The organism is Niallia taxi (assembly GCF_004005475.1).
In the GTDB taxonomy this organism is placed as follows: domain Bacteria; phylum Bacillota; class Bacilli; order Bacillales; family Cytobacillaceae; genus Niallia; species Niallia taxi.
On the sequence record NZ_RZTZ01000001.1, the window covers coordinates 381,691 to 393,739 of the forward strand.

Annotated in this window: 12 protein-coding genes and 1 riboswitch; of the genes, 2 read left to right on the forward strand and 10 right to left on the reverse strand. The window is 36.8% G+C overall.

Annotated features, from left to right (window positions below; genetic code table 11):
- Positions 1 to 59 precede the first annotated feature (59 nt).
- Positions 60 to 1,934: a PAS domain-containing protein gene (locus tag EM808_RS01990; protein ID WP_164849551.1), complete on the reverse strand. Its 1,875-nt coding sequence runs from the start codon at positions 1,932 to 1,934 to the stop codon at positions 60 to 62.
- 362 nt (positions 1,935 to 2,296) lie between these two features.
- On the opposite strand from EM808_RS01990, the gene EM808_RS01995 reads away from it, so the two are divergent.
- Positions 2,297 to 3,322, forward strand: coding sequence for an acyltransferase family protein (locus EM808_RS01995; RefSeq protein WP_127735062.1), 1,026 nt, complete (start codon positions 2,297 to 2,299; stop codon positions 3,320 to 3,322).
- Between the two features lie 51 nt (positions 3,323 to 3,373).
- On the opposite strand, the gene EM808_RS28450 is transcribed toward EM808_RS01995, so the two are convergent.
- The 3 genes from EM808_RS28450 to EM808_RS02000 form a co-directional block, all read right to left on the reverse strand.
- Positions 3,374 to 3,514: a hypothetical protein gene (locus EM808_RS28450; protein WP_164849552.1), complete on the reverse strand. Its 141-nt coding sequence runs from the start codon at positions 3,512 to 3,514 to the stop codon at positions 3,374 to 3,376.
- Between the two features lie 2 nt (positions 3,515 to 3,516).
- The gene (locus EM808_RS28455; protein WP_164849553.1) at positions 3,517 to 3,675 is read right to left on the reverse strand and encodes a hypothetical protein; all 159 of its coding nucleotides are present in this window, start codon (positions 3,673 to 3,675) and stop codon (positions 3,517 to 3,519) included.
- A 112-nt stretch (positions 3,676 to 3,787) separates the two neighbouring features.
- Positions 3,788 to 5,143 (reverse strand): TrkH family potassium uptake protein, encoded by a 1,356-nt coding sequence (locus EM808_RS02000; protein WP_127736658.1) that lies wholly within the window; start codon positions 5,141 to 5,143, stop codon positions 3,788 to 3,790.
- Positions 5,144 to 5,369: 226 nt separating this feature from the next.
- On the opposite strand from EM808_RS02000, the gene EM808_RS02005 reads away from it, so the two are divergent.
- Positions 5,370 to 5,567: an alpha/beta-type small acid-soluble spore protein gene (locus EM808_RS02005; protein ID WP_127735065.1), complete on the forward strand. Its 198-nt coding sequence runs from the start codon at positions 5,370 to 5,372 to the stop codon at positions 5,565 to 5,567.
- A 112-nt stretch (positions 5,568 to 5,679) separates the two neighbouring features.
- Here EM808_RS02005 and EM808_RS02010 read toward each other — a convergent pair whose 3' ends face one another.
- The 6 genes from EM808_RS02010 to EM808_RS02035 all read right to left on the reverse strand — a co-directional run bounded on the left by EM808_RS02010 (position 5,680) and on the right by EM808_RS02035 (position 11,779).
- Positions 5,680 to 6,447 (reverse strand): TerC family protein, encoded by a 768-nt coding sequence (locus EM808_RS02010; RefSeq protein WP_127735068.1) that lies wholly within the window; start codon positions 6,445 to 6,447, stop codon positions 5,680 to 5,682.
- A 131-nt stretch (positions 6,448 to 6,578) separates the two neighbouring features.
- Positions 6,579 to 6,679, reverse strand: a riboswitch (yybP-ykoY riboswitch).
- A gap of 110 nt (positions 6,680 to 6,789) precedes the next feature.
- Entirely contained in the window at positions 6,790 to 7,272 is a 483-nt protein-coding gene (locus EM808_RS02015) for a hypothetical protein (RefSeq protein ID WP_127735071.1), read from the reverse strand.
- A gap of 171 nt (positions 7,273 to 7,443) precedes the next feature.
- A complete protein-coding gene (locus EM808_RS02020; RefSeq protein ID WP_127735074.1) occupies positions 7,444 to 8,223 on the reverse strand; it encodes an amino acid ABC transporter ATP-binding protein in 780 nt (259 codons plus the stop codon).
- A gap of 16 nt (positions 8,224 to 8,239) precedes the next feature.
- Positions 8,240 to 9,442: an amino acid ABC transporter permease gene (locus EM808_RS02025; protein ID WP_127735077.1), complete on the reverse strand. Its 1,203-nt coding sequence runs from the start codon at positions 9,440 to 9,442 to the stop codon at positions 8,240 to 8,242.
- Positions 9,443 to 9,451: 9 nt separating this feature from the next.
- Positions 9,452 to 10,621, reverse strand: a complete 1,170-nt coding sequence (locus EM808_RS02030) for an amino acid ABC transporter permease (protein WP_127735080.1) — start codon at positions 10,619 to 10,621, stop codon at positions 9,452 to 9,454.
- 84 nt (positions 10,622 to 10,705) lie between these two features.
- Complete coding sequence (locus EM808_RS02035; protein WP_127735083.1) at positions 10,706 to 11,779, reverse strand: amino acid ABC transporter substrate-binding protein; 1,074 nt, start codon at positions 11,777 to 11,779, stop codon at positions 10,706 to 10,708.
- Positions 11,780 to 12,049 lie beyond the last annotated feature (270 nt).

A 12,049-nucleotide genomic window follows, 5' to 3' on the forward strand; every position in this document is an offset into this window, starting at 1 on the left:
AATTAGATGATAATAAAAAGACTTCTTTACGTCAAGAAGTCTTTTTCGGTAAAGCTTTTTTATTGTATTTTTTTTCGTGGTAAGTAAATATGAAATTTAGTCCCTACTCCTTCTTCTGATTCTACCTCTATTTTTCCTTCATGCTCTTTAATTATTTTAAAAGAAACCATTAACCCTAACCCAGTCCCCTTTTCCTTCGTCGTATAAAAAGGTTCCCCAAGCTTTGCGAGTTTTTCCTTGCTCAGACCGATACCATTATCTTCAATGATGATATGAAAGTAATCCGGCATCGGGTTTATACTTGCCTTAATTTCGCCACCGGATTCTAATACCTCCATGCCATTTTTCACAATATTAATGAATACTTTTTTTAATTGGTTTGGTTCGCAAAACATTTCTGTGTTCGAATTAGTATACAGTCTTGTAAATTGAACATTAAATAGAACTGCTTGGGCATTTAGCAGATCCAATGTTTCATTCATAATTTGCTGCAGATCCGCCTTGACAAACCTAACATTTTGCGGCTTTGAAAGGAGCAGAAATTCATTAATTATCGTTTCAATCCGGCTAAGCTCTGACTTTATGACTGTAAAATACATCGCATGCTTATCCGTCTCATTGCTGCTTTCTAATAATTGAATGAAGCCTTTCAGTGCCGTCATCGGGTTCCTTATCTCATGGGCAATTCCTGCTGCAAGCTCACCGATGACATGGAGTGTCGAAGATTTTCTGATTTGCTCTTCCAAAATAGCATATTCTGTAATATCTCTTAATGTGGTTATACTGCAGCCTGAATAGATATTATATTTGTTCCGAAACTCTAACTGTGTCCAATCGTCACCATTGAATGTGGCAGTATAAATCCCCCTGTTTTGTCCTTCATTCCTAAGTGAAAGTAGTTTTGGCTTAATCTCTTCTCCAATTGTTTTCCCCTCTGGCAAATAATCGAGCAGATTCACGCCAATTAAACCTTCCTTATCTTTAGAAAGTAAACGCAATGCTGCTTTATTAATATCAATGATTTTGTAATCTTTGTCCCAAAGAATAACCCCATCAAATACTTCTTCAAAGATTGTTTCAAACATGCTTTTACTGTCAAGGAGCTCAAGCTCCATTTTATAGCGACTTGTTATATTTCGAAAAATGCTCATATGCAAACCATCAACAGAATGAAGCTTTGTTGTAAACTCTAACAGCTTTTTTTGTCCATTAGGCATCAAAAACATAAGCTCATCACGATGAGATTTTTTTAAACATAAGTTTTCCATAATATGGAGATAGCTTTTATCCTTCTCATACACATAGTCACTGATTTTATGCTGCATCATTTCTTCCTGAGTGCTCTCAAAAATCCCTAAAGCAGCTTTATTTGCTTTGGTAATTTGCCCATTTTCCTTCCATAGGACAATCCCATCAAGCGCCTCTGTAAAGAAATCATGAAATAAGGCGGCATCCTTATGCTGCCTTTTTTCCAGGTTGCGCATATATGTGACATCCTTAAATACTGCCAAGTAATAAGGATATTTGTTAATACTTGATATATGTATTTCCGCATAGGAGCTTTTTTCATGATTTTCTATAAACAAGCGTTCTGTTTTTTCGGCTTTCTGCTCTGGGTGCTTGCTTACCCATGCCCACAAGTCATGTCTGTGCTCTTGCGGGAGATAATGGCTAAGGTTGCGTCCGACCATATCTTTTTTATGAATGTAGAAAATATCCCTTATTGCACTGTTTGCCTCAAGGATTACTCCATTTCCATTCAAAATTACCATACCCTCACTGGAATTTTCGAATACAGCCTCTTTCAGCTCCTTCACCATTTCCCTGCAATTATTATCATTTCTCAGCCTTTTGTTTTCTTGTTCTAAAAAGCTGATTTTTTTCTTCAGCTGTTGGATTTGCTGCATCTCATTTGTATAGATCTCACCAGACAAGGATTTCCCGCCTCTCGTAAAACTTGGTGCATTATTTATTCTACAAAATTCGAGAAATTCCTTTTCATTTATAAAATAATTGCTGATTATTGTCCGATTTACAAAAAACAATCTGCCCTTTTTAAGCAAAAATTCAGACGATTGCCTTATACTTCTATTTACAAAAACACGAAAATGTTTACAAAAACATTGCAGTTGTATTAATAACTCAATAATTCGTTAACAACTTGGAAAAAGAAGTTTAGCTACTGTTTATATGTGCTATAAATAGTAGTGGCTAACAGCCAATCGTGCCTCTAAGAACGAATGGGTTCTAAAACTGGCATAGCAGCTTTATAAGCTTGCGAGAAGGGAGTCTAGTGATGAAACAGGTCCGAGATTATTACTTTGATAATGCGAAGTTTCTTTTGATTTTTTTCGTTGTATTTGGACACTCTATCCAATCTTTTACTAATGATAGCAATAGTATTTATAGCTTATACAAAGTCATCTACACTTTTCATATGCCGGCATTTATCCTGATTTCTGGTTTTTTTGCAAAAGGAATTTATGAGGAAGGCTATGTGCAAAAATATTTAAAAAGGCTTATATTGCCGTACATTATCTTTCAGCTCATTTACAGTGTCTTTTATTATTATCTTTATGGAAAGTCTAGCTTTACAGTCGACCCGTTAAGCCCACACTGGTCATTATGGTTTTTAATCAGCTTATTTTTCTGGAACATGCTATTATTAGGATTCTCGAAAATGAAGCCACTGTATGGCTTGGGCATTGCGCTAATTCTCGGCTTAGCAATCGGGTTTGTTGATTGGACCTCAAGCTATTTGAGTCTTACGCGAACTTTCGTTTTCTTCCCTCTGTTTTTATTAGGATATTATATGAATAAAAAACACTTTGAGTGGATTAGGACAAAGGGTTTCAAAATTGGAGCTATTATTATTTTTGTAGTAGTATTCGCAGGGTTCTACTATTTCCCAAGTATTAATTATCAATGGCTTTTAGGTTCAAAACCATATGATGTATTAGCCTCTTCTGCTTTAGAAGCCATACTTGTAAGAATTGGTTTTTACTTATTGAACTTTTTAATGATTTTTTGTTTCTTTGCCTGTGTCCCGCAAAAAAAGTATTTCTTTACACGCTTTGGCAAAAACACGCTTTATGTATATTTATTACACGGATTTTTTATCCGTATCTTTCGTACAACAGATTTACAGGAGGCATTTACAACACCGAAATCTTATTTTCTAATTGTGCTTTTGGCTTTCCTGTTAACACTTGTATTGTCGAGTAATTTAGTTGCCTCACTTGCACAGCCGTTTATAGAATTTAGAACAACCAAAATGCAGAAATGGTCAACTAAGGCAAGCTATAAAGAGAAGCTGTTTTAAATCTCTTCCCTTTATAGCTGCTAAGAATAACTCAGGGGTTGCCCCCCTGAGTTATTTTCGTTTGCCGCTTTTTACTTTACCTTTTGTTAATGGAGCTGTATCGTAAAGCTTACTTGCATTCAGGTCACCAAATTCCATGCCGAATTCTACATTAGCTTCTTCTTGTTTTTTATTGTTTGTTTTTTTACTCATAATTATCTCCCCTCTCTTCCATGCTTGGAGTTTCGGTTGGCATGCTTCATCGGATCTTCGCCGCGATTAAATTCAGCAGAGAATTCCGTTTCTTGAGTATTTTTTTTAGGCGTTTTGCTGTATTTTTCGACCGCATTATATTCAGCCTTTCTTTTTGCCATATTAGATCGTCTCCTTTAGTGGAATGATACGAGCTTATTTTCTGCAAGTTCTAAGAAGCTATTCGCTAAAAAATGATAGGCAACAAAACCAAAAAAAGCCAAGGCAGATGCCTTAGCCAATAATGATTCTTTCTTTCGGGTAATGGAAATTATCCTTTTTCTCTTTTCCTCCGATAATATAAATGAAGGATGTTAAGCCGATTCTACCAATAAACATCAAAATCATAATGACACATTTTCCGACACCTGACAATTCAGGAGTTAAGCCAAGTGACAAGCCCGTCGTTCCGAAAGCAGAACATACTTCAAATAAAATTTTGATGAGTGGTGCATCCTCCGTAATACATAGAATAACTGTTGCGATGAAGCATAAACAAAAGGCTAAAATAGTTACAACCATCGATTTAATTATGTCTTCCTCATGTATTTCTCTTTTAAAGATCTTGATATGACGATTGCCGTTTGCATAATGGTAAATAAACAGCAGGTTCAAGGCAAATGTTGTCGTTCTGATCCCACCGCCGACAGAGCTTGGTGAAGCACCGATAAACATGAGAATACAGAAAATCACTAATGTTCCCATCGTATAATCATTTAAATCCATTGTTGCTAAACCGCCGCTCCTCGTTGAAGCAGAGTGGAAGAATGCGTTAAAAAAGATTTGATGCCAATTCATCCCTATAAAATAATGATTTGACTCAATTATGATGATGCTGACTGTTCCAAATAACAGCAACAGCCCAAATGTTAAAGAGGTCAGTTTTGTAAATAAGGAAAAACGAAAAAGCTTTCCTGGATTTTTCGGAAACAAGTAATTTTTCACTTCTATTAAAACTGGAAACCCTATTGCTCCAAGAGTAATTAAAATAATATTGACCAATTGGATAAAGTAATCATCTTTATACGGAACGAGCGAGTTACCACTCAAATCAAAGCCACCATTTGTCGTCGCACTAATGGAAGCGAAGAGTCCATGGACAAATGCATCCTTCCATGTGGGAAAGTATTGATGTAACTGCAGTGTAAGCACAATTGCACCAACAAGCTCAATGATCAAAATTAGCTTGATGATTTCCCTGATGAGCTGGACAAGACCGGACAAATGAGATTGATTATGGTCAAGCATAATGAGCTGCCGTTCCTTTAAGCCGATTTTTTTACGAAGGAGCATCCAAAAGAATGTTCCAAGAGTCATAACACCTATTCCTCCAAACTGAAGGACAAACATTAAAATAAAGATGCCAATTGTACTATATGTATCAGATATATTTATTACAGTCAGCCCTGTCACACTTACAGCACTTATCGCTGTAAACAGAGTATCCATAAATGGCACATGGACACCTTCTTTGTGAGCTATCGGCAAGCTTAATAATATAACGGAAGCACTGACTGCCAGTAAATAATATCCTGTTATTATTTGAGCTGGAGTGAACTTATTCAGCATCTCCCTTACCGTTCTTCTCATGTTCATACAAATCCCTTCTATTGCAAGCACAACTATAATAAAAAACAAAAGCGGATTCCTATTATCTCCCCATTACACAATCTTTACCACTTATGAAACAGGAGAAAACCCCACATATTATTAGTACAGAAATTAATATTGCTAAACATACCTATTATCAGGATAATAGCTTCTTGTTGCTAACGATATTTATGTTCTGTACTTTATTATTCAAGGAGGCAAATATATCATGTCTAGTTCAAATAAATTATTAGTTCCTGGAATTGAACAATATTTAGATAGCATTAAATATGAAATCGCCCAAGAATTTGGTGTTAATTTAGGTTCAGACACTGTTTCTAGAGCAAACGGAAGTGTCGGTGGAGAAATTACAAAACGCCTTGTTCAACAAGCTCAAGCAGAGCTATCTGGCAAAACTCAATAATAACTATACCTTAAATTCACAAATGCACAAAGGAAAATATAAAAAAGGAAATAATGTTTGCTCTCTTTGCAAAAGCAAAGAATTGGCGCAAGCATTATTTCCTTTTTATCATTTAGCTTTCTTCTGCTGTTTCTTGTGCTTTTTTCCCTGAAAGGAAGTAGCCGCCCACAGCAATGATTAACAATACACCCCAGAAAATAAACTTCCAAACCTTTGATTCTGGAAAATGCTCATCAAGTACAGCAACCTCTGGATGTGCTAGAGTAAATACTGCCAATTTCACCCCAACCCAGCCGACAATCATAAAAGCAGCTGTCTCCAAGGTTGGTCTTGTATGAAGAAGTTTCACAAACCAGTTTGCCGCAAATCGCATAATAATTAATCCGATAATACCACCAAGAAGCATAACCGTAAACTGTCCGCCGTCGATACCGCCAACATTGAACCAGCCTGTTGGTGTTAAAGTTATTGCCAATGCAACAGCAGCAAGCATAGAATCAATTGCAAATGCAATATCAGCAAGCTCTACTTTTAATACAGTCATCCAAAAACCGGACTGTTTCTTTTCTTTCTCTTTCTCTTTTTTATTCCTGTGTGCAAACTTCCCATATAAATTATGGAAGCAAATATACAATAGGTAGACTGCACCAAGAGCTTGAACCTGCCAAACGTCAACCAGAATAGAAATCATGAATAATGTGGCGAAGCGGAACACAAATGCACCAAATAAACCGTAGAATAAGGCTTTTTTCTGTTGCTCTGGAGGTAAATGCTTAACCATGACAGCCATTACAACCGCATTGTCAGCTGCCAAAATCCCTTCCAATCCAACTAAAATCAGGAGCACCCAACCATACTCTAAAAGCAATGCAAAATCCATCTTTTCTCCTCCTATCATTTATTCTTGTATACCCACTGGATTTCCCCTATTAACAGGTTTAGCTGTGCTTTCTGTTTTTATGTACAAAAAAGCGCAAAAAAGACCTTTGCCAAATAGGCAAAGGTCTTGCTAAGCACTTTTATCGTGCCAACAAAGCCGATGGTACTAAGACCATGAACTGACGACTTTGTTTTAGGTATGAACCTAAAAGCTACTCCCCTTTGAGTAGATATACAATTAATATAAAGCTATTATATACAAAAGATTCTGTTTTTGCAATCAAAAACAGAAAAAAAATAAACAAGACCTGACAATTTTTAATCTCAAAGTTAGTATCGTTGTTTATTCTTTATTCGGATTGAACTGTGCCTTAAAAAACAATATAGCGTACTTGACTAAAAAGCCACTTATGATTCCAGGAATCAAAAAGATCATTGGCGTAAATATAGGACCTGGAAAGATACCGAATACTTCAAAACGCGTTGAATACATGACCCCCACTGTTACAAAATAAGCACTAAAAACAAATGGCAAAAATGCATATTCCTTGTGCTCCTTTAAAGTTGACTTGTATGCATCCCACATCGCAAATAAATATAAACAGGGATAAAACATAATCCACTGAAAATCAAGGGCATCTATGGAGGCTTGCATATTGCCTAAAAAGCTTTGCATGATTGCTAAATTAAAATTACTTTGCACGTTAATGATGAATTCCAGCACTACTAAAAGAGTACCTTTCCAATATTGTTTCATCAATAACTGGCTGAAGCCAGGTAGTGCAATGCTCCACATTATCGCCTCTAGTTTACTTAGGTCCCTCATCGGATATCACCATCTAATTCTTATATACCTTTTCATTTTTTCATTTTTAGCTAAACTTTGTTTTTTTATTCAGTATCTGCTCATGTTAGCAAAAAGAATTTACAGGGGAATCAGAATTCGACAGCTAAAAAAAGAGAAGATGATAGAAAAAAGAGCCATTTCTGGCTCTTTTTACAGAATCTGTGATAAAAATAGCTTTGTTCGTTCATGCTTCGGGTTATCGAATAGATCTTCTGGTTTACCCATCTCTACGATTTCTCCTTTATCAAATAAGATGATTCTGTCTGCGACTTGGCGTGCAAAGCCCATCTCATGTGTGACGACTAGCATTGTCATGCCAGAGTCAGCAAGTGTCTTCATGACATCTAGGACCTCTTTCACCATTTCAGGATCAAGTGCTGATGTTGGCTCATCGAAAAGCATAATTTTCGGCTGCATTGCCAATGCTCTGGCAATTGCCACACGTTGCTGCTGTCCACCAGAAAGTTGACCTGGATACTTATTTGCTTGCTCTGGAATGCCGACTCTCTCAAGCAGCTCCATTGCAATTTGCTCTGCCTTTTTCTTCTTCCATTTCCTTACCCAAATAGGTGCAAGTGAGATATTTTTTAGGATTGTCATATGTGGAAACAAGTTAAAGGACTGAAAAACCATGCCTGTTTCTTTCCTTATTTCTTCAATATTTCTCAAATCATCAGTCAGAGCAATATTATCGACAAGGATAGAACCTTTTTGAAACTCTTCTAACGCATTAATCGTTCGGATAAATGTTGATTTTCCAGAGCCTGAAGGACCAAGTACAACGATGACCTCTCCTTGCTTAACCTGCAGGTCAACATCCTTTAAAACGTGATGATCACCATACCATTTGTTTAAGCCTTTTACTTGAATGATATCCTCTCTTTGCTCTAATGGTGTTGCTAGCTTTTCTACTGAAAATACACTCTCCATCCTTTTCCCTCCTCTATTAGCGACTGCCTGCACTTAATGATTTTTCCAAAGCTTTGCTGACATGTGACATTAAATAGCAAAATATAAAATACATTAATGCAATAAATACATATAGCTCCATATACTTTCCTAAATACTCTGGATTTGCTGCTACCTTTTTGGCCATTCCAAGAAAATCTGCTAATCCAATCACCGCAACTAGTGATGTATCCTTAAAGATGGCAATGAATTGGCCCACCATTGCTGGGATAACTGCTTTTAATGCTTGAGGCAAAATAACAAAAATCATCATTTTGAAGTTATTTAAGCCTAGTGCCTGTGCTGCTTCAAATTGGCCTCTTGGGATGGATTGAAGCCCGCCCCTGATGTTTTCCGCTAAGTATGCTGCACTAAACAGCGTGAAGGCGATCATAGCTCTAAGAATATTATCAATTTGGATTTCTCCGCCAATAAACATCGGCAGAAGCAATTGACCGATAAATAAAATCATAATTAATGGCATACCGCGAATAATCTCAATATAAACAATACATGTATATTTAATGACCGGAAGCTTGCTTCTTCGGCCAACAGCAAGCAGAAGTCCGATTGGGAATGAGCATATAATGGCAACAGACGCTATCACCATCGTCAGTAAAAATCCGCCCCAAACATTTGTGCTTACAGGTTCAAGAATGCCAAAACCATTAATAATTCCCACTGAAATAGGAATAATTAAAATCCACAGAACTAAGACGGGTATCTTTAAAACAGAAAGTTTTCTGCCAATTGCATAAAACAAGTAAATAGAAGCAATGCTTATACCTAAATATATCTTTGTAATGGATTCCGTGAACGGAACAACAGCAAAAATCAACATAATGACAGATAGGGCTATCGCAACATGGCCAATAACATTCCTCCATAATCCCCATGATGCACCAAATAATACAGATATTAAAATTACAGCGGTCCACAGCCTCCAAATTTCCTCCATCGGAAATTGACCAACCATCAAGAGTCTCAAGTTTGCTGTTACAACACTCCAATCACTGTCAGCTAAAAATGTAGTAACTTTAGCGATAACATATCCTGTAAACATGGCAGCAATAATCGTTAAAATTGCATTTTTCCAATCCTTAAAAAGATTGTTTTTCAGCCATAGCTGTAATTTCACCAGCCTGCTGAGGGAATTAGATTTCACTAAATTTCCACTGTTGCCAAGCCTAACATTATCCACTTTGCCTCACTACCTTTCAACCAACTGGAATTTTTTATTAAAGAAATTCATGAACAGTGATGTACCTAAGCTAAACAGTAAATACACAGCAATCATAATAAGAATAGTTTCAAAGGTATGTCCTGTCTGATTAATAATCGTATTGCCGATTCCGACTATATCCTGATAGGCTACAGCCATTGCTAAACTAGAGTTCTTGATTAAGTTTAAGTACTGGCTCGTTAGCGGAGGAATAATGATTCGGATAGCCTGTGGAAAGATGATAAGCCTTAATGCTGTTGGGCTTTTAAAGCCCAGTGCTTGCGCTGCCTCTGACTGTCCTTTTGGCACCCCTAGTATACCTGCGCGAACAATTTCTGCTATATATGTGGATGTATAGATAGACAATGCCACTAGCATCGACAAGAAACCAATTGATAAGGATGTTCCGCCCACAAATGCATTGCCATTGAATTCTGGTACTGATACACCAAACGGCCCATTACCTATAATGAAATAAAAAAGAATAAAGCCAAGTGCGAATACGGCGATGCTAGACAATAGCGGATGCGTTTGTTTGCCTGCATTAATAGCTATGGAGGTTAACTTTTTGAAAAGAAATACGGTGACAACAGCTAATACAATAATAACTGCTATCCATGTTAATGAATGATCATGTACGGTAAACCAAGGAATAGCTGCGCCTCTGTTCGAAAAATAGAAAGAGCCGATTGATGCCGCATCCTCAATCTTGGGCATTGGCAGGAAAACTGCGAAGTTCCAAATGAATATTTGTACCAATAGTGGTGTATTACGGAATACCTCAACATATACTGTAGCCAATTGACGAATAAGCCAGTTTGAGGACAAGCGTGCAATCCCCATAACAACTCCAAGCACGGAAGCGATTATGATACCGAAAAAGGAGACTTTGAGTGTATTTAATAAGCCTACGACAATTGCTCTTTTATAGGGATCATCCGGTGTATAGGAAATCAGTGATTCTGCGATCGGAAAGGATGCCTTTAAATTTAAATAATCTAACCCTATTTTCAAACCAATTTGATCTAGTCCAGACTGAACATTACGGACCATTACAGAAATAGCAAAGCCCACTAGTATAATAAACAGTACTTGGATAAATATCGGCAACATTTTTTTGTTCCGCCATAGAGGCGTTACTGTTTTTTTATTCTCCACCTTGTATGCCTCCCTTAGCTAAAAGAATAGGCCTGCTAGAAAAGCACTTTTAGCAGGCCTTCTTTAAATGGTATAAAAACGTTTTTAACGGAATGGTATGGAGTATTGTAATCCGCCATCACTGTATAATGCGTTTTGCCCTCTTTCAAGCTTAAATACAGTGTCTGGTCCAAGGTTTCTATCATAAATTTCTCCATAGTTACCAACTTGCTTGATTACTTGGTAAGCAAAATCATTAGGTATGCCAAGCTGTTCTCCTAAATTATTGCCGCCAACACCGAGTAAGCGTTGAATTTCTGGATTATCACTTTCCAAAAATTCATCAACATTGGCAGATGTAATGCCAAACTCTTCCGCTTGGATTGTTGCATATACAATCCAGCTTACTGCATCCTTCCATTTTTCATCATTATCAAGCACTGCTGGTGCTAATGGTTCTTTAGAAAGCGTCGCATCAAGAATGACATGTGCATCTGGATCTTGTAGCATCGATTGACGTGATACTAAACCTGATTTATCTGTTGTCCATGCATCTATAGAGCCTGACTCGTACGCTGCGATAACAGCATCTGCATTATCAAATGTTTGCGGAGTATAGCTTACTCCAGCTGCTTTCATTTGATCGGCAAGATTTAATTCTGTTGTTGTTCCTGTTTCTACGCCAATTGTTTTTCCCTCTAAGTCTTCTAATGTTGTAATATCACTGTCTTTTGGAACCATGATTCCCTGTCCATCATAAAATGTAACCGGAGCAAAGCTTAAACCTACCTCAGCATCTCTGTTTGTCGTCCAAGTCGTATTGCGGATAAGAACATCCACTTCTTTCGATTGAACAGCTGTGAAACGGTCTGTTGCAGATAGCGGGCGGAATTCCACCTTATTTGCATCCCCTAAAACACCAGCTGCAATCGCTCTGGCAAAGTCAACATCAAAACCAGTGTTCTTTCCATCAGAACCTATGTAGCCGAAACCAGGAAGTGCATCATTTACCCCAGCCTTCAACGTTCCCCTCTTAATTATTGTTTCTAGCATACTAGTCGATTTCGAACTTTCTTTTCCACTGCTGCTATTGGACTCCTCTGAATTACCAGAGCAGCCTGCCAATGCCAATCCAAGTACTAGTAGCATGCTAAAAAGTAATGATAAATTCTTTTTCATTCTGTTTCCCCCAATATATTTTTTTATAAAAATATCAGTTTAATTTAAGAGAATATTCAAAATATTTATTGCGTTATTCTAGACTTTTCCTAAATTAAAATGATATTCATACCTAAGTTATCACTCTATACTTATTGTTAGATAACCTAACATATGTCTGTTAATAATTATTACAACTTGGTTTTATTATACCTAAATCTTCCTCGATTACAATTATTTTTTAGAAAATTTTAATTTTTATAAATAATTAAAATAACAAATAATTATATA